The following is a 17449-nucleotide window of genomic DNA, read 5'->3' on the forward strand; positions in this document are numbered from 1 at the left end:
CCAGGCGACAACCGGGCCACCGCCCTACCCCCCACCCCGCAAACACCTCAACCACACCCCACAACACCCCACCACGGCCACACCACCACCCCACGTGAACAATCGAGGTTAACGTGATCAACGTGGACTTCACCTCGTGCACGGACGAGGTGAAGTCCACGTTGGTGAGGTGAAGCACCCTCCCGCCCGCCAGTCGGGGAACGCGGGTCAGGTGCCGCCCCCGGTCGCCGCTCCGGTGGTGACCGCGGCGGTCGACGCGGCCATCACGGCGGCCTGCACGGCCTCGATCGCGTCCTTGGTGGCCTTGGCCGCCCAGTTGCCCGCGGTGAGCTCGTTCAGCTTGCGGCGCAGCGCCTTCTTGTCGAGGGTCGGGAACACCTTCGGGCCCATGCCGCAGGCGTGGACGAGCACCGCGAGCGTCAGCGTGCGCTCCTCGGGCATCCGTCCCTCGACGATCGCCGCGGTCAGGCGCTGACGCACCTCCAGCTCGGGCACCGTGTCGCGGGCGGGGTACGTCTTCGTCGAGAAGACCAGCAGCACCTTGCCGCTCTCCTCCCGCAACGACCCGGCGTCGACCAGTCGGCGCAGCACGGTGTCCTTGGTGCCCTTGCGCAGCTGCTCGACCCAGCGCTGCGGCTTGCGCACGGAGCCCGACGCGATCGTGCTCAACGCCGCGTCGAGCATCGCGTCGCCGGTCGGCGACGGGTCGACGACCGTGACCTTCTTGTCCGCCAGCGACACCTTGCCGACCAGCGCGAGCTCGGCGAGCAGCGCGCCCCCGAGTCCGTAGTCGAAGTACGACCCGGCGGTGGACCTGCCGCTCTCGTCGTCGTACGCCAGCAGGGTGAGCTCCTCGGCGAGCGTGAGTGCCATACCCACGAGGCTAGCGAACGGGGCCTACCGGGACTACCGGGCTAGAGCTTCTCGCCGACCAGGACGGGTTCGCAGGTCAGCTCGACGTCGAAGGCGGTGAGCACGCCGCCGCGCACCTCGCGGGCGAGGGCGAGCAGGTCGGCGGTGGTCGCGCCGCCTCGGTTGGTGAGCGCCAGGGTGTGCTTGGTCGAGATCTTCGCGAACCCGTTGCCGTACCCCTTGCCGAAGCCGGCGTGCTCGATCAGCCACGCCGCCGAGACCTTGACGCGGCCGTCGGGCATCGGCCAGCGCCTGGTGTCGTCGGGCAGTCGCGCGGCGGTCTGGCCGTCGACGAGGGGGTTGGTGAAGAACGAGCCCGCGCTCCAGGTGTCGTGGTCGTCCTCCTGCAGCACCATGCCCTTGCCGGTGCGCAGCTCGAGCACGGCCTCCCTCGCCACGGCCAGCGGCACCTGGCCGCCCTCCTCGACGCCGAGCACCCGGGCCACCTCGGCGTAGCGCACCGGCGCCGAGAGGCCACCGTCCCGCAGCCGGAACGTCACGGCGAGCACCACGCGCCTGTCGTCGGACTTGAAGACGCTGTCGCGGTACGTGAACGCGCACTCCTCGGGCGTCATCTCGGTGATCTCGCCGGTGTGCCGGTCGAGGACGCGGACCGCCTCGATGGTCTCGGCGACCTCCTGGCCGTACGCGCCGACGTTCTGGATGGGGGTGGCGCCGGTGAGCCCGGGGACACCGGACAGGAACTCGACGCCGGCCAGACCCTCCTCGACGCAGCGGACGACGACGTCGTCCCAGTTCTCGCCGGCCTCCAGCGTGACCACCACGGTGTCGCCGTCCCGGGTGACCTGCTCCCCCGCGGTCATGACCCGCACCACGGTGCCGGGGAACCCGTCGTCGGCGACCACGACGTTGCTACCGCCGCCGAGGACGAGGACGGGCTCGCCGGCGGCGTCGGCCGTGCGCACCGCCTCGACGAGGTCCGCCTCGGTCGTGCACTCGGCGAGCCGCGCGGCCGGTCCGCCGACCCGCAGCGTCGTGAGCGGCGCGAGTGCGACACCCGCGCGCAGCCCCGTCACGCCAGCCTGACCACGACGCGCACCATGCCGAGCACCTTGACCCCGCCGGAGGTGACTGTCAGATCGACGCGCACGGTGCCGTCGTCGAGCTTCTCGACCACCTTGCCGGCGACCTCGATCGTCGCGCCCTCGCCGTCGTCCGGGACGACGACGGGCTTGGTGAAGCGCACGCCGTACTCGACGACCGCCCCCGGGTCGCCCGCCCACGCGGTGACGCAGCGGATCGCCGACCCCATGGTGAACATGCCGTGCGCGATGACGTCGGGCAGGCCGACGGAGGTCGCGACGCGCTCGTTCCAGTGGATCGGGTTGAAGTCGCCGCTCGCCCCGGCGTACTTCACCAGGTCGACGCGGCGGACCGGGATGCGGACGGCGGGCAGCTCGGTGCCGACCTCGACGCCGGCGTACGCGGGCATCACCGGTCACCCTCGCCCGCGGTGCCCCTGGCCACGAGCGTCGAGTACGAGCTGCAGACGTGCTCGCCCGAGGTGGTGGTCACGTCGCCGCGGGTCGAGATGAGGTCGTTGCCCGCCGCGGACCTGATGTTCTCGACGGTCACGGTCACGGTCAGGACGTCCCCGGCACGGACCGGCCGGGAGCACGTGAAGCGCTGGTCACCGTGGACGACCCGGCTGTAGTCGAGGCCGAGCGCGGGGTCGTCGATGAGCCCGTCGAGTGCGGCGAACGCCACCACGTTGGCGAAGGTCGGGGGCGCGATCACGTCCGGGTGTCCGAGCGCCCGTGCCGCGTCCGCGTCGCGGTACGCGGGGTGGTCGTCGCCGAGGGCGGCGGCGAACTCCCTGATCTTCTCCCTGCCGACCTCGTAGGGAGGGGTCGGCGGGTAGCTGCGCCCGATGAACGAGGGGTCGAGTGGCATGTCGAGGACGGTACAAGGGACGCGGCGGCGGCGGGGTGCCGCCGGTCACGCCCCGTACGTCACCGGATCAGCGGGTCTCGCGGTGCGCGCGGTGGCAGCGGCAGTTGGCGCAGAACTTCTTCAGCTCGAGCCGGTCGGGGTCGTTCCTGCGGTTCTTCTTGGTGATGTAGTTGCGGTGCTTGCACTCGACGCAGGCAAGCGTGATCTTCGGCCGGACGTCGGCGCTCTTGGCAGCCACGGCAGGAATCCTTTTCGGTCGGAACAGCTGTTCTGTGCTCTTGATGTGGTGCTCTGTGCTCGCGCCCTTGGCGGGCATCCGTAGCGGAGGCCGGACTCGAACCGGCGACACAACGATTATGAGCCGTTTGCTCTACCGCCTGAGCTACTCCGCCAAGAGAGCCCCCTTACGGAATCGAACCGTAGACCTTCTCCTTACCATGGAGACGCTCTGCCGACTGAGCTAAGGGGGCCAGGCAAGGGACGAGCTTACACGGGCCACCGGCCCTCTCCGAAATCGGTTCTTCCCCCGCCGGTCAGCGGTCCGGGCGCACCACCATGGCCGATCCGCCGCCGCTGCGGGCGGTCTCCGCGGCCGCCTCGAACCTGCCCCGCGGCAGCAGGCGGATGCCGGTCGCCGTGCTGAGCGACCCGACCCTGGTGATCTGGTGGCCCATCGCCCCGAGCTCCGCCCCGGTCGCGGTGTCGGTGATCGCGGGCTCCGCGTCGGTGGCCGGTCCGTTGCGCGACGAGATGCGCGGCGCCGCGATCGCGTCGACCATCGCCAGGTCACGGTCGAGCGAGCCGGTGACGATGCCGAAGACCGACGTGATGATCGTCGCGCCGCCGGCCGCGCCCGCGGCGAGCACCGGGCGGTCACCGTCGACGACGATCGTCGGCGACATCGACGACCGCGGCCGCTTGCCGGGACCAGGCAGGTTCGGGTGGGGAACCCCCGCCGTCGGCGGCACGAAGTCGAAGTCGGTCAGCTCGTTGTTCAGCAGGAAGCCGTAGCCCGGCACCGTGAGGCCCGCGCCGCCGATGGACTCGATGGTCGACGTGAACGCCACGACGTTGCCCCACCGGTCGGCCGTGGTGAGGTGCGTGGTGCCGTGGTCGTCGCGCGCCACCTGCGACGTCGTGCCAGCCTCGCAGTCGTACGGCCCTTCGGGCTCGCCGAACGGGATCGGCCGCTCGTGCGCCCGGCCCGCGTCGAACAGCTCGCACGCCCGGTCGTCCGCGTAGGCCTGCGACAGCAGCTCGCGCTGCGGGACGTTCGCGACGTCGGCGACGTACCTGTTGCGGTCGGCGAACGCGGTCGCGGTCGACTCGGCCAGCCGGTGCTGGTACTGCGCGTCGCCGACGTCCGACAGCTCCTCGCCCGTGCGCTGCTCGTACGCCTCCTGCAGGTTGAGCGCCTCGCCGACCGCGATGCCGCCGGACGACGGTGCCGCCATGCCGTAGACGTCGAGCCCGGCGTAGCGGGCACGCGTCGGCGCCTGCACCGGAGCGGTGTACGCCCGCAGGTCGCCCCTGGTCATCTCGCCGGCGAAGACGGTCTCGCCCGGCGCGGTCTCGGGGTGGCGGACGGCGTCGACGACCGCGGCGCCGACCGGCCCGCGGTAGAGCGACTCGACACCCCGGGTGCGCAGCTGGTGGTACGTGCGCGCCATGTCCGGGTTGCGGAACCTGCTGCCGACCGCCGGCGCCTCCCCGTCGCGCAGGAACACGCGCGCGGTCTCGGGGAACCTGCGGAAGTCCTCGGCGTTTCCTGAGGCGTACGAGTGGAACGTCTCGTTGACGGTGAACCCCTTGCGCGCGATCCGCTCCGCCGGCTCCAGCAGCGACGAGAACGACTTGCTGCCCCAGCGGCGCGCGGCCCTGTCCCACGTCGCGGGCACGCCTGGCACGCCGGCCGACATGCCCGACCACCGGACGTCGTCGAACACGAGCGGGTCGCCGTTCTCGTCGGTGAACGTCTTCTCGTCGTACGTCGCCGGCGCCTTCTCGCGGCCGTTGATCGTGTAGACGTTGCCGGTGCGTGCCTCGTAGTAGACGAAGAACCCGCCGCCGCCGATGCCGGTGGAGAACGGCGAGGTGACGCCGAGGACGGCGCCGGTCGCGACGGCGGCGTCGACCGCGTTGCCGCCGCGGGCGAGCACGTCGATGCCGACCTGGCTCGCCTCGTCGTCGACGCTCGAGACCGCGCCGCCGGAGCCGACCATCTGCGGCACCTCGGGCAGCGGGCGCCCGTCGCCGCGTTCGACGGCGTTCGCGGGGCTCACCAGCCCGCACAACGAGAGGACGGCCACCAGGGCGAGGACGGCTCGGACGCGTCGCATGGCATCTCCTGCAAGGACGGCGATGTCCGCGAACCGTAGCCCCTGGACGGGCGGGCGCCAACCGCAGGGACGGAGCGCAGCCACCGGAGGCGGTGACCGAGGCTCAGGCCAGGTCGAGGGACCAGGTCTGGCCGACGAGCTCCTTGCCGAAGCTCACGTGGTGCTCCTCCTCGACGAGGGTGAAGCCCGCGCGCTCGTAGAGGTGTCGCGCGGCGACGAGCACGCTGTTGGTCCACAGCACCATGCGCCGGTAGCCCGCCTGTCGCGCGAAGTCGACGCACGCCTCGACGAGCCGGCCGCCGACGCCGTGGCCCCGTGCCGACGGGTCGACGAGGAGCAGCCGGAGCTTGGCCGTCTCGTCGTCGCTGCGTACGCAGAACACGCAGCCGGCCCTGCGACCGTCGACCTCGGCGATCCACAGCCGCTCCCGCACCGGGTCGTGGCTCTCGCCGAAGTCGGCGACGATGCGCGCGACGAGTGCCTCGTACGTCTGGTCCCAGTCGTACTCCTCGGTGTAGACCACGGCGTTGCGCTGCACCACCCAGCCGAGATCGCCCGGTTCGGCGTCGCGCAGCCGGACGCCCGCCGGCGCGCGCCCCTCCGGATCCATGAGCGCGCGGATCTCCTGCATCGCCGCCACGAGACGCCGCTGCTCGTCACGGGTCAGCGGGTCGAGCAGCTCGGCGATGTCGTGCTGCGCCCCCTCGTCGAGCAGGGCGCGCTGCTCCTTGCCACCGTGGGTCAGCTCGACGACCTGGCGGCGCCCGTCGTCGGATGACCGCTCGCGCGTCACCAGGTCGGCCTCGGCGAGGCGGCCGAGGATCCGGGTCAGGTAGCCGGGGTCGAGGTCGAGCCGCCTGCGCAGGTCGACGACGTCGAGCCGGTCCTGGCCGCCGAGCTCGTACAGCACCCGCCCCTCGGTGAGGCTGTAAGGAAGCTTGTTGACGCCTTCCTCGAGGACGCCGATGACGCCGGTGTAGAAGCGGTTGAACGCGCGCACCGAGGCGACCGTCGAGCCGGTGGGAGCCACCATCGGACCTCCTATTCTCTGACCGAGTCAAAGAATAGCGGATCCGTGACCGCGGCGCGGGGACACTAGGGTGAACGCCATGGCAGCGAGCCGGGCCGGACGCGACGAGTCGGTGCGATCCGTCGACCGGGCGCTGTCGATCCTGCAGGCCATCGCCCGCCACGGCGAGCTCGGCCTGACCGAGATCGCCGGCGAGCTCGCGATCCACAAGTCCACGGCGTTCCGGCTGCTCGGCACCCTGCACGCGCGCGGCATGGTCGAGCGCAACGCCGAGCGCGGTGCCTACCGACTGGCGTACGGCGTCGTCCAGCTCGCCGCCGCGGCGACCCGGGGCTACGACCTGTCGGTCGCGTCCCGACCGGTGTGTCAGCGGCTCGCCGACCTGCTGGGCGAGACCGTGAACATCGCGATCCACGACGATCTCGCGGTCATCAGCATCGACCAGGTCATCGGCTCGTCGGCCGTCACCACGGTGAACTGGGTGGGTCAGCGCACTCCCCTGCACGCGACGGCGGCCGGCAAGCTCTTCCTCGCACAGCTGCCCGGCGAACGGGTGGCACGCGTCGAGCTCGAACGCTTCACCGACCAGACGATCACCGACCCGGCCGCCCTGCGCACCAGGCTCGCCGAGATCCGCGAGCTCGGGTACGCGACCAGCGTGGAGGAGCACGAGGTCGGCCTCGTCGCGATCGCGGCGCCGATCCGTGGTCTCGACGGCGAGGTGGTCGCCGCGCTGGTCGCCTCGGGGCCGACCTTCCGCCTCACCCCCGACGCCGTCCCCACCGTCGCGGCGGACGTCGTCGCCGCCGCGGAGCAGATCTCCCAGCGCAACGGTGCCCCCAAACGCGGCTGACACCCGGTGCAGAGGTCGACCGGTGCAGTGGTCGACACGGGGATTGACACCCGGGCACGGGCGGGCGCACCGTGAGTTCCAGATAGCGCGTAAGTACCGCTGTGCGAGACACCGGAGCCCTGTATGAGTACGACGACCCCTGCGCCCCCCGGCAGGTCCCTCCGCCGCACCCGCCCGCCGCGGCGGGCGACCGGGCCGGACCTGGTGCCCGTGCTCGACGGCCGGTACTACACCGATCCGGGCTGGTGGGAGACCGACCGGCGGCTGGTCTTCGAGCGCTCCTGGCTGTGCGTGGCGCGGGCCGACGAGGTGCCCGCCGCGGGCGACTTCGTCCGGGTCGACGCCGGGGCCGAGAGTGTGCTCGTGGTCCGCGGCCGCGACGGGCAGGTCCACGCCTACCGCAACCTCTGCCGGCACCGCGGCGCCGTGCTGTGTCTGGAGCCGCGCGGCTCGTTCGGCAAGCGGATCAGGTGCGTCTACCATGCGTGGACGTACGGGCTCGACGGCCGACTCGTCGCGGCGCCGAACATCCACGACATGCCCGATCTGGTGAAGGACGACTTCGGCCTGCATCGCGTGCGCGTCGAGCAGTGGCTCGGGTACGTGTGGGTCAACCTCGACGCCGCCGCCGAGCCCCTGCGCGAGCAGGTGCGTCCTCAACTGCTCGCCAGGCTGGGCACGGAGGCCACGTTCGACAGGTACGGGATCGGCGACCTCGCCGTCGGGCACACGATCACGTACGACGTGGCCAGCAACTGGAAGTGCGTCATCGAGAACTTCATGGAGTGCTACCACTGCGCGTCGATCCATCCCGAGCTCACCGCCGCCCTGCCCCAGTTCCGCTCGGGCTACGGCACGGTCAGCGGCGGCGTCGGCGCCGGCGCGGCCTTCGCCCCCACGATCGGCGGCTTCTCGCGGTCAGGACGGGCGTCGCGGGCACCGCTGCCCGGACTGCTCCCCGAGGACGACCGGCTCTTCTACGGCGTCATCTGCCGGCCGAACGTGTTCGTGATCCTGGTCCCCGACCACGTCGCGTTCTTCCGCCTCGAACCCGTCGACGTCACCCACACCCGGGTCACCGTCGACTGGCTCTTCTCCCCCGACGCCATGGCGCGGCAGGACTTCGACCCGTCCGACGCGGTCGAGATCCTCGACATCACCAACCGCCAGGACTTCGACGCGTGCCAACGCTGTCAGCTGGGGATGCGGTCGTCGGCCTACGGGGGCGTGCTGGTGCCGGCCGAGCACGTCATCACGGAGTTCTACGACTGGTACCTGACCGCCGTGGGAGAGAGGGAGCGGTCATGAAGGTCGAGACCGGCGACGACGTCGCGACCGAGGTCACGCGGGCCGTCGACCTGGCGGTCGCCGCCCGGTCCGCCTGGGCACGCACCCCGATGCCCGAACGGCAGGCAATCGTCCACCGGTTCGGCGACCTCGTCGCCGCACACGCCGACGCGTTCACCGACACCATCGTCGCCGAGGTCGGCAAGCTGCGCGCCGACGCGGCCGGCGAGGTCGACTGGACCGTGCTCTCGGCGCACTGGTACGCCGACCGCCCGCCGCGTGACCGCCGCGTCGCGGGGGCCCTCGTCGCACACCGCCCGCTCGGTGTCGTCGCGACGATCACTCCCTGGAACGTCCCGCTGCACACGCCGGCCTGGAAGTGGCTGCCCGCCCTGCTCGCCGGCAACACCGTGGTCTGGAAGCCCTCGGAGCTCACGCCCCGCACGGCCGTGCTCGCGGTGGAGCTGCTCCGCGAAGCCGGCCTTCCCGAGGGTGCGCTCACGCTGGCGACCGGATCCGGAGCCGCGGGCAGTGCGCTCGTCGACGACGAGCGCATCGCCGCGGTCCACTTCACCGGCTCCACCGCCACCGGACACGCGATCGCCGCGCGGCTGGCGCCGCGCGGCGTCAGGTACGCGCTCGAGATGGGCGGCCTCAACCCCGCCGTCGTCTTCGCCGACGCCGACCTCGCGCTGGCAGCGGACTGCATCGTCGCCGCCGGCATCGCGCTCAACGGCCAGAAGTGCACCTGCACCCGGCGGGTGCTCGCGCACGCGTCGGTGGCGGACGACCTCTCCGGGGAGCTGGCGCGCCGCATCAGTGCGGTCGTGCCCGGCGACCCGTCCGACCCGCGCACCGAGCTGGCCCCGCTGGTCACGGCCGATGCGGCGCGGCGCGCTCGCCTGGCCGTCGCCGCCGCAGTCGACCGCGGCGCTCGACCGCTGGCCACCTCACCGGAACCGGACGGCCGTCACGACGCCTTCGTCCCCGCCACCCTGCTCGCCGACGTGGCCCCGGACGACCCCCTGCGCACGCGTGAGCTGTTCGCCCCCGTCCTCACGTTCGACACGTTCGCCGACACCGAGGGCGCGTGGCGGCAGGCCGACGCCTCGGACTACGGGCTCTCCGCCGCCGTGTTCAGCCACGACGACGAGGTGACCGCGAGCGCGCCCGCGCGGCTGCGGGCCGGCGTGGTCAACCTGAACCGGAGGAGCGACGCCGTCGACCTGGAGGCGCCGTTCGGGGGGATGAAGCAGTCCGGCAATGGGCACCCGGAGGGCGGAGAGTTCATCTACTCGTCCGTCACCGCGCTGCAGGCGGTCTACGGGCAGGTCGCCGACCCGCCTGGCTCCGCGGTGCCACGCGAAACGCATACCGCAGAGTGACGGCAGCCGGGGCGGTGGCACCCCATGATGGGCCACATGCCCCCGACGACCACAGCCGTTCGTGACCGCATCCATGCGCTGGACGCACTCCGCGGGTTCGCTCTCTGCGGGATCATCTTCGTCAACATCCCGCAGACGATGGAGATGCTGCCGTCGGTCGCCGTGGCTCCGGACGGCCTCCGGTTGTTCGTGCTCGGACGGTTCTACCCGATCTTCTTCCTGCTCTTCGGCATCAGCTTCGGCATCTTCCTCTCGCGTGCCGCGCTGCGGACGGACCAGCCGCGCATCCTGCTGCTGCGCCGGCTCTTCGCGCTGGCCGTCATCGGCATCTTCCACCACCTGCTGCAACCGGGCGAGGTGCTGCTGCCGTTCGCGGTCGTCGGCCTCGTCGTCCTGGTTCCGCTGAGCTTCGCCCCGACGAGGGTCAACCTCGTGGTCGGCATCGTGCTCACGGGGGTGGGCCTGTTCGCCGGCGTCGGCGGCTTCGGCATCCTGCCCGGACTGTTCGTCCTCGGGCACGCGCTGGCGGAGCTGTCGGTGCCCGAGACGCTCGCGCGCCGCACCAGGCAGCTCGCGGTGCTCGTGGTCATCTGCGCCCTCGTCTCCGTCGCCGTGTTCGCGGCGATCGAGTGGGGCGTCTCCGAACAGGTCGGCAGGCGCATCGGGCTGCTGTTCTCCCTGTCCATGTCCCTCGGGTACGCCTGCCTCTTCCTGCTCCTCCTGCGCACCCCCGTCGGGCCTGCCCTGTCGTCGATGCTGGCCCCGCTCGGCCGCATGGCGCTGACCAACTACCTCACCGCCACGGTCCTGTTCGTCGTCCTGGGCAACGCGATCGGGCTGCGCGGCACGGACGACTTCGCCACGGCGGGCCTGCTCGGCGCCGCCATCCTCGTGGTGCAGGCCGTCTGGAGCCCGCTGTGGATGCGCCACTTCAGGTACGGCCCGTTCGAGTGGGTCTGGCGATGCGTCACCTGGTGGCAGCTCGTCCCGATGCGCAGGTCGAGCACCCCCGAGGAACAGGCGCCGCCGGCGCCACGTTGACCCACACGTGCGCACACGACTCTCGGTACTCGACCTGCTCCCGCTCAGCACCACCGACACCACACGGTCCGCCGTGCAGGCCGGTGAGGCGGTGGCCGTGGCCGCCGACCGGCTCGGGTACGAGCGGTTGTGGATCGCGGAGCACCACAACATGCCGGCGGTCGCGGCCACGTCGCCGCCGGTGATGGTCGCCCACCTCGCCGCCCGCACCGACCGCATCCGGGTCGGGTCGGGCGGCGTCATGCTGCCGAACCACCCGCCGCTCGTGGTCGCCGAGCAGTTCGCCCTGCTCGAGGCCGTCCATCCCGGACGCATCGACCTGGGCATCGGCCGCGCACCGGGCACCGACCAGCGCACGGCCGCGGCGCTGCGCGGCGACGACCCGCAGGCCGTCGAGGCGTTCCCCCGGCACGTCGAGGAGATCCTCGGCCTGTTGGAGGGCGTCCTCGAGTCGCACGACGGCACGTTCCAGCTCCGCGCCACCCCCGCGCCGACGTCGGCACCGCCGGTGTGGTGGCTCGGCTCGAGTGGTTACAGCGCTCAGCTCGCGGGCCTCCTCGGCCTGCCGTTCGCGTTCGCGCACCACTTCAGCGCACGCAACACCGACGCGGCGTCGGCGCTCTACCACGACAGGTTCCGTCCGTCCGCCTACCTCGACGAGCCGGAGCTGATGATCTGCACGTCCGCCGTGGTCGCCGACACCGCGGACGAGGCGGAGCGGCTCGCCGTGCCCCACCTGCTGCGGATGGCGCAGATGCGCCTCGGCGGCCGGCTCGCGCCTGCACTCACCGTCGAGGAGGTCGACGAGCACGCGTGGACCGACGCCGAGCGCGAGCTCGTCACGGCCCTGCGCGCCGACACGATCGTCGACACCGGCGACGGCGCGGTGAAGGCGGTCGACGCCCTGGCCGAACGGACCGGCGCCCGCGAGGTCATGGTGCTCCCGATCGCGAGCGGCCTCCCGCACCGCCTCCGCACCCTGGAGCTCCTCGCCGGCGCCGCGGGCCTCTAGACCTACGGCGACGTCCAGGCGTAGCGGCGCTCGGGGCGGCCGGTGGTGCCGTAGCGGAGGCGGACGTCCGCGCGTCCCGACACGACGAAGTGCTCGAGGTAGCGCCGCGCGCTCACCCGGCTGAGCCCGACGGCCGTCGCGCACTCCGCGGCCGACATCGTGCCCGCGGCGCCGCGCAGCGCGTGCTCGACGAGCCGCGCGGTCTCGTGGCTCATGCCCTTGGGCATCGCGTTCCTGACCGGGGCGTGCGTGCCGAAGACACGGTCGACGGCCTCCTGGTCGGGTGCCGGCGTCTCGTCGAGCGCCCGCGCCGTCGCGCGGTATCTGACGAGCCGCTCCCGCAGGTCGTCGTACTCGAACGGCTTGAGCAGGTAGTCGACGACGCCGCCGCGCAACGCCCGACGCACGGCGTCGGCCTCGCGGGCGGCGGTGACGACGAGGACGTCGACGTCGGGGACGTCGTCCCTGAGCACGCCGACCACGTCGAGCCCGCTCATGTCCGGCAGGTAGACGTCGAGCAGGACGAGGTCGGGACGGAGCTCGCGCGCGCCGCGGACGGCGGCCTCGCCGGTGTGCGCCGTGCCGACGACGGTGAACCCATCGGTCGCCTCGACGAACCGGCTGTGGATGCGCGCGACCATGAAGTCGTCGTCGACGACGAGCACGCCGATCACGGCGGGCCGCCTGACCGCATCGGGAGGCGGGCGGTGAAGACGGCGCCGCCGTCGTTGTGCACGGTCACCTCACCACCGCGCCCGGCGCAGACGATCTGCGTGAGGGCAAGGCCGAGGCCACGACGGTGACCGCCGGCGGCCGCCTTCGTGGTGAACCCGTGCCGGAAGACGTCCGCCGCGAGCTCGGGGGCGACACCGGGACCGGAGTCCCGCACGACCGCGCGCACGTCGCGGTCCGCCACCCGTACGTCCACCTCGACCCGGCCGCCATGCGTGCCTGCGAGGGCGTCGAAGGCGTTGTCGACGAGGTTGCCCACCACCGTGACGAGATCGGCGGACAGCCGGTCGTCCACCCGCGGCAGGTGCGCGGTGTCGGCGAGCCGCAGCTCCACCCCACGCTCGGACACGAGGCTGGCCTTCGCGATGAGCAGGGCCGCGAGTGCGGGGTCGTGGACGCGCCCCGTCACCTCCCTGCTGAGCTCGGCCTGCGCGTCGCTCAGTGTCCTGACGTAGTGGACCACCTCGTCGAACTCACCGAGCTGGATGAGCCCCGAGATGGTGTGCAGCTGGTTGGCGAACTCGTGCGTCTGGGCGCGGAGGGTGTCGGTCGTGTTCCTCGTGGTGCCGAGCTCCTCCTGCAGCCGTACCAGCTCGGTACGGTCGCGGAACGTCGTGACCGACCCGATCTCGCGGCCGCGCGACCACACCGGACGCCGGTTGAGGGTGAGGACGCGCCCGCCCGCGACCACCGCCTGGTCGGTGCCCTGCGCGCGCCCGGTGAGGACGTCACGCAGGGCCGGGGCCAGGTCGACCTCGTCGACCGAACGGCCCACGCAGTCCGCGGGGAGGCCGAGCAGCCCGGTCGCGACATCGTTGGCCAGCGTGATGTGGCCCTGCGGGTCGAGACCGACGACGCCTTCCTTGATGCCGTGCAGCATCGCGTCGCGGTGCTCCGCGAGACCGGTGATCTCGTGCGGCTCGAGGCCGTGGGTCTGCCGCTTCACCCGCCTCGCAAGCAGCCACGACCCGAGACCGCCGAGCAGGCTCGCGATCCCCAGGTACGTCACGAGGTTCGGCGTCGCCGTCGCAAGCCGCTCCCAGACGCTCGGGTAGGCGGTGCCGACGGCGACGATGCCGACGAACCCGCCCTCGTCGTCGAGCACCGGCACGTGCGCGACGACCGACGCGCCGTCACCCAGGTCGACGACGCCGGTCCACGAACGCGCGCCCGCGGCGGAGCCGTCACCGACCGCGAGCCGTTCGCCGACCCGGTCGGGATCGGGTGAGGTGACGATCGTGCCGTCGGGCTCGGCGACGAGGACGAACGTCGCGCCGGAGACCGACCGCGCTCCCTCGGCGACGCCGGGCAGCGCACGCGACGCCGCAGCGCGGCCCGCCGGTGCCGTCGTGGCGTCGAGCCGCGCGAGCGCCTGCCGTACGGCCGGCTGCGAGGCGAGGTTCTCCGCGACGGCGACGGCGCGCCGGCTCTCCAGCCGGCGGAAGCTCTCGGCCGACTGCGCGAGCGACACGGCCGCGACGACGAAGAGGACGGTCAGCACGATGAGCAGCTGGAGTGCGAGGAAACGGCCGGCGAGTGTCCTCGGTCTCACGCCCACACCTCCACGTCGAGTCCTGGTGCGCTGCAGGCCACAGGCCGTGGACACAACGACCACAACGTTCATTACGGTCGCAAGCGTGCCTGCGTCACCTGGACGCAACAGGATCGCAACAGCCCGTTCTCCGGGACGGGATGATCCGTGAGGCTACCGAAGACCGAGAGGCACCATGAGAACGCGCCGACGTACCGGACCGCTCGCCGCCTGTCTGGCGACGACGCTGCTGCTCGCCGCGTGCGGGACCACCGCGCAGGACGGCGACGACGCGGGCGGTGACGACGGACCGGCCACCGGCATGCGGGTCATGGTCGGCAACTCACCGGGCAGCGGCTACGACGTGATGTCGCGCCAGGTAGCGAAGGCCATGGAGGACGTCGAGATCGCCAGGGGCACGGACGTCTTCAACCTGCCGGGAGCCGACGGCACGGTCGCGCTGCAGCGCCTCGTCAACGAGAAGGGCAACGACAAGCTCCTCATGTCGACCGGGCTCGCGGTCGTCGGCGCCGTCGCCACCAACAACTCGAAGGCGACGCTCGGCGACGTCACACCGGTCGCGCGCGTGCTCGAGGAACCGAACATCATCGCCGTGCCGAAGGACTCGCCGTACCAGACGCTCGACCAGCTCGTCGACGCATGGAAGGCACGCCCGGGCAAGGTGACGGCGGGCGGCGGAGCAGTCGGCGGTCCCGACTACCTGCAGGTCATGCTGCTCGCCGAGGCCGTCGGCATCGACCCCAAGGACGTCAACTTCGTCCAGTACGACGGCGGCGGCGACCTGCTGCCCGCGCTCCTCGGCGGCAAGCTCGGCTTCGCCGCGTCCGGCTACAACGAGTGGGCGGAGCAGATCAAGTCCGGCGAGCTGCGAGTGCTCGCTGTCTCCAGCGCGAAGCGGCTCGACGTCCTCGACGCTCCGACGCTCAAGGAGGAGGGCGTCGACCTCGTGTTCTCCAACTGGCGCGGCTTCGTCGCGCCGCCCGGGCTCAGCGCGGACGAGCGGAAGCGGCTGACCACGATGTTCACCGACCTCCACGAGTCGGCGGAGTGGCAGCGGACGCTGCGCAAGAACGGCCAGTACGACGCGTTCCTCGCGGGCGAGGAGTTCGGCACGTTCATGGAGAAGCAGGACAGCCGCGTGTCCGGCGTGCTGGAGAAGGCCGGGATCGAGTGATCCTCCGGTGGCTTCGGGGCCGGTCGGAGCTCGGTGTCGCCGTCCTCCTCCTCGGCTTCGGCGTCCTCGTGCTGTGGGACGCAGCGCACATCTCGACGAACTTCACCCAACGCGGTCCCATCGGTCCGACCGTCGTGCCGATCCTGATCGGCGTGCTACTGCTCGCCTGCGCGGCACTGCTCGTGTACGACGTGGTGCGCGGCGGGCACGGCACGTCCGAGACCGGTGAGGACGTCGACACCGGCGCCAGGAGCGACTGGCGCACCATCCTCATCCTGGTGGCGACGATCCTCGTGACGATCGCGCTCGTCGAGCGCGCCGGCTGGGTCATCGCGGGAGGCCTGCTCTTCTGGGGCTCGTCGTACGCACTCGGCAGCCGGCACTTCGTCCGCGACCCGCTCGTCGCCGCTGTCCTGGCGGTGCTCAGCTTCTACCTCTTCGACGTCGGGCTCGGCATCGACCTCCCGGCCGGCATCCTGCAGGGGATCCTGTGACCGAGGCACTGCACGGCCTGCTCGAGGGCTTCACCGTCGCGGCGACGCCGCTCAACCTCCTCTTCGCGCTCGCCGGCGTGCTCATGGGCACCGCGGTCGGCGCGCTCCCCGGCGTCGGGACGTCGATGAGCGTCGCCCTGCTGCTGCCCGTCACGTACGCACTCGAGCCGACGAGCGCGTTCATCATGTTCGCGGGCATCTACTACGGCGGCGCGTACGGCGGCTCCACGACGTCGATCCTGCTGAACACCCCCGGCGAGAGCTCGACGGTCGTCACGGCGATCGAGGGTCACCTGATGGCCAAGGCGGGACGCGCGCCGCAGGCTCTCGCCACGGCCGCGATCGGCTCGTTCATCGCCGGCACCATAGGCACCGCCCTGATGTCGTTCCTCGCCGCGCCCATCGCGAGCCTCGCCGTGAACCTCGGCGCACCCGAGTACTTCGCGATCATGCTGCTCGCATTCGTCTGCGTCACCGCCGTTCTCGGCAGCTCCCGCGTCCGCGGGTTCGCCTCCCTCGGCCTCGGCCTGATGATCGGCCTCGTCGGCCTCGACCCGCAGTCTGGCCAACAGCGCCTCACGTTCGGCGTGCCGCAGCTCGTCGACGGCATCGACATCGTCCTCGTCGCGGTCGGCGTCTTCGCCGTCGGCGAGGCCCTGTGGGTCGCCGCGCGGCTGCGCCACACGCCGGTGGAGACGGTGAAGGTCGGCCGCCCCTGGATGAGCCGCGACGACTGGCGCCGCTCGTGGAGACCCTGGCTGCGCGGCACCGCACTCGGCTACCCGTTCGGCGCCGTGCCCGCGGGCGGCGCGGAGATCCCGACGTTCCTCTCCTACCTCACCGAGAAGCGGCTGTCGAAGCGGCCGGAGGAGTTCGGCCACGGCGCCATCGAGGGAGTCGCGGGACCCGAGGCCGCGAACAACGCCTCGGCCGCGGGCTCCCTGACCTCGATGCTGACGCTCGGCCTCCCCACGAGCGCGACCACCGCCGTCATGCTCGCGGCGTTCACCGCGTACGGGATCCAGCCGGGACCCCAGCTGCTCGCGACCGAGGGCGACCTCGTGTGGGCGCTGATCGCCAGCCTGTTCATCGGCAACGCACTGCTCCTCGTGGTCAACCTGCCGCTCGCACCGATATGGGCGAAGCTGCTGCAGATCCCCCGCCCCTATCTGTACGCCGGCATCCTGTTCTTCGCCGTCCTCGGCGCCTACTCCCTCAACGCCCAGCCCGTCGACCTCGTGGTGCTGCTGGTGCTAGGCGTGCTCGGCTTCGCCATGCGCCGATACGGACTCCCCGTACTCCCCCTAGTCGTCGGCGTCGTCCTGGGCCCGCGCGCGGAGCTCCAGCTACGGCGCGCGTTCCAGCTCAGCGACGGCGCCGTGAGCGGCCTCGTCCCAAGCATGCTGACCGTCGTCGTGTACGCGACCATCGCAGTCGTCCTGCTCTGGCCGATCACGGGACGTCTCCTCGTGCGCCGCCTGCGCGGTCAGGCATCGCCGTAATCGTGGGGTTGTTGGGTGTAGTGCCGTCCGACCGGTGAGGTCCAGGTGACGGACCCGTCGGGGTGGGCGCGGAGTGTCCACCCGGTGTTCTCGTCCTTGAGCCGGTGGTGAGTCGGCGGCGGGAGTTGCACCCGCCGCCGCTCGTAGAACCGTGCGTGACACTCTCGCGTCACACGGCTCCCGTCGTCGAGCCGCTGGGGAGTGCACCGTGTTGCCAGTGGG

The 17449-nt window shown here is 71.9% G+C and carries 16 protein-coding genes and 2 tRNA genes; 7 read left to right on the top strand and 11 right to left on the bottom strand.

Going from position 1 to position 17449, the window contains the following annotated elements; translation table 11 throughout:
- Nucleotides 1–207: 207 nt before the first annotated feature.
- The 9 genes from GEV10_27470 to GEV10_27510 form a co-directional block, all read right to left on the bottom strand.
- Nucleotides 208–873 carry a GPP34 family phosphoprotein gene (locus GEV10_27470; GenBank protein MQA82165.1) on the bottom strand — a complete coding sequence of 222 codons (666 nt, stop codon included), beginning with the start codon at nt 871–873 and terminating at the stop codon, nt 208–210.
- Nucleotides 874–914: 41 nt separating this feature from the next.
- On the bottom strand, nt 915–1949 hold the full coding sequence (locus tag GEV10_27475; protein MQA82166.1) for a UDP-N-acetylmuramate dehydrogenase: 1035 nt from the start codon (nt 1947–1949) through the stop codon (nt 915–917).
- A complete protein-coding gene (locus GEV10_27480) occupies nt 1946–2365 on the bottom strand; it encodes a dehydratase (GenBank protein ID MQA82167.1) in 420 nt (139 codons plus the stop codon). Before GEV10_27480 ends, GEV10_27475 begins: the two co-directional genes overlap by 4 nt.
- Entirely contained in the window at nt 2365–2826 is a 462-nt protein-coding gene (locus GEV10_27485; GenBank protein MQA82168.1) for a MaoC family dehydratase, read from the bottom strand. The genes GEV10_27480 and GEV10_27485 overlap by 1 nt, the downstream gene beginning before the upstream one ends.
- Nucleotides 2827–2893: 67 nt before the next feature.
- The gene (gene rpmG, locus GEV10_27490; protein MQA82169.1) at nt 2894–3064 is read right to left on the bottom strand and encodes a 50S ribosomal protein L33; all 171 of its coding nucleotides are present in this window, start codon (nt 3062–3064) and stop codon (nt 2894–2896) included.
- Nucleotides 3065–3145: 81 nt separating this feature from the next.
- Nucleotides 3146–3218: transfer RNA gene (locus GEV10_27495), tRNA-Met, on the bottom strand.
- A gap of 5 nt (nt 3219–3223) precedes the next feature.
- Nucleotides 3224–3296 (bottom strand) — tRNA-Thr (locus GEV10_27500).
- A 63-nt stretch (nt 3297–3359) separates the two neighbouring features.
- On the bottom strand, nt 3360–5165 hold the full coding sequence (gene ggt / locus GEV10_27505; protein ID MQA82170.1) for a gamma-glutamyltransferase: 1806 nt from the start codon (nt 5163–5165) through the stop codon (nt 3360–3362).
- Between the two features lie 103 nt (nt 5166–5268).
- Entirely contained in the window at nt 5269–6198 is a 930-nt protein-coding gene (locus GEV10_27510; protein MQA82171.1) for a GNAT family N-acetyltransferase, read from the bottom strand.
- Between the two features lie 109 nt (nt 6199–6307).
- On the opposite strand from GEV10_27510, the gene GEV10_27515 reads away from it, so the two are divergent.
- The 5 genes from GEV10_27515 to GEV10_27535 all read left to right on the top strand — a co-directional run bounded on the left by GEV10_27515 (nt 6308) and on the right by GEV10_27535 (nt 11773).
- Nucleotides 6308–7048: a helix-turn-helix domain-containing protein gene (locus GEV10_27515; GenBank protein MQA82172.1), complete on the top strand. Its 741-nt coding sequence runs from the start codon at nt 6308–6310 to the stop codon at nt 7046–7048.
- Nucleotides 7049–7171: 123 nt separating this feature from the next.
- Nucleotides 7172–8356 carry a Rieske 2Fe-2S domain-containing protein gene (locus GEV10_27520; GenBank protein ID MQA82173.1) on the top strand — a complete coding sequence of 395 codons (1185 nt, stop codon included), beginning with the start codon at nt 7172–7174 and terminating at the stop codon, nt 8354–8356.
- Entirely contained in the window at nt 8353–9720 is a 1368-nt protein-coding gene (locus GEV10_27525; GenBank protein MQA82174.1) for an aldehyde dehydrogenase family protein, read from the top strand. Before GEV10_27520 ends, GEV10_27525 begins: the two co-directional genes overlap by 4 nt.
- 69 nt (nt 9721–9789) lie before the next feature.
- A complete protein-coding gene (locus tag GEV10_27530; protein ID MQA82175.1) occupies nt 9790–10761 on the top strand; it encodes a DUF418 domain-containing protein in 972 nt (323 codons plus the stop codon).
- A gap of 7 nt (nt 10762–10768) precedes the next feature.
- The gene (locus GEV10_27535) at nt 10769–11773 is read left to right on the top strand and encodes an MsnO8 family LLM class oxidoreductase (protein ID MQA82176.1); all 1005 of its coding nucleotides are present in this window, start codon (nt 10769–10771) and stop codon (nt 11771–11773) included.
- Between the two features lie 2 nt (nt 11774–11775).
- Here the strand turns inward: GEV10_27535 and GEV10_27540 are convergent, their stop codons facing one another.
- Both GEV10_27540 and GEV10_27545 read right to left on the bottom strand, forming a co-directional pair.
- Nucleotides 11776–12447 carry a response regulator gene (locus GEV10_27540; GenBank protein MQA82177.1) on the bottom strand — a complete coding sequence of 224 codons (672 nt, stop codon included), beginning with the start codon at nt 12445–12447 and terminating at the stop codon, nt 11776–11778.
- Nucleotides 12444–14129, bottom strand: a complete 1686-nt coding sequence (locus tag GEV10_27545) for a PAS domain-containing protein (GenBank protein MQA82178.1) — start codon at nt 14127–14129, stop codon at nt 12444–12446. Before GEV10_27545 ends, GEV10_27540 begins: the two co-directional genes overlap by 4 nt.
- Before the next feature lie 567 nt (nt 14130–14696).
- Here GEV10_27545 and GEV10_27550 point away from each other — a divergent pair.
- Complete coding sequence (locus GEV10_27550) at nt 14697–15725, top strand: hypothetical protein (protein ID MQA82179.1); 1029 nt, start codon at nt 14697–14699, stop codon at nt 15723–15725.
- 83 nt (nt 15726–15808) lie between these two features.
- Nucleotides 15809–17227 (top strand): tripartite tricarboxylate transporter permease, encoded by a 1419-nt coding sequence (locus GEV10_27555; protein ID MQA82180.1) that lies wholly within the window; start codon nt 15809–15811, stop codon nt 17225–17227.
- Nucleotides 17228–17449: the final 222 nt, after the last annotated feature.

Source organism: Streptosporangiales bacterium, assembly GCA_009379955.1.
In the GTDB taxonomy this organism is placed as follows: Bacteria; Actinomycetota; Actinomycetes; order Streptosporangiales; family WHST01; genus WHST01.

Excerpts from the sequence above, each read along its gene's own strand:
- GEV10_27550 (MQA82179.1), top strand. The coding sequence starts at position 14,697 with ATGGAAGGCACGCCCGGGCAAGGTGACGGCGGGCGGCGGAGCAGTCGG.
- GEV10_27485 (MQA82168.1), bottom strand. The coding sequence starts at position 2,826 with ATGCCACTCGACCCCTCGTTCATCGGGCGCAGCTACCCGCCGACCCCT.
- GEV10_27480 (MQA82167.1), bottom strand. The coding sequence starts at position 2,365 with ATGCCCGCGTACGCCGGCGTCGAGGTCGGCACCGAGCTGCCCGCCGTC.
- GEV10_27470 (MQA82165.1), bottom strand. The coding sequence starts at position 873 with ATGGCACTCACGCTCGCCGAGGAGCTCACCCTGCTGGCGTACGACGAC.
- ggt (MQA82170.1), bottom strand. The coding sequence starts at position 5,165 with ATGCGACGCGTCCGAGCCGTCCTCGCCCTGGTGGCCGTCCTCTCGTTG.
- GEV10_27545 (MQA82178.1), bottom strand. The coding sequence starts at position 14,129 with ATGAACGTTGTGGTCGTTGTGTCCACGGCCTGTGGCCTGCAGCGCACC.
- GEV10_27510 (MQA82171.1), bottom strand. The coding sequence starts at position 6,198 with ATGGTGGCTCCCACCGGCTCGACGGTCGCCTCGGTGCGCGCGTTCAAC.
- GEV10_27525 (MQA82174.1), top strand. The coding sequence starts at position 8,353 with ATGAAGGTCGAGACCGGCGACGACGTCGCGACCGAGGTCACGCGGGCC.
- GEV10_27520 (MQA82173.1), top strand. The coding sequence starts at position 7,172 with ATGAGTACGACGACCCCTGCGCCCCCCGGCAGGTCCCTCCGCCGCACC.
- GEV10_27555 (MQA82180.1), top strand. The coding sequence starts at position 15,809 with ATGGGCACCGCGGTCGGCGCGCTCCCCGGCGTCGGGACGTCGATGAGC.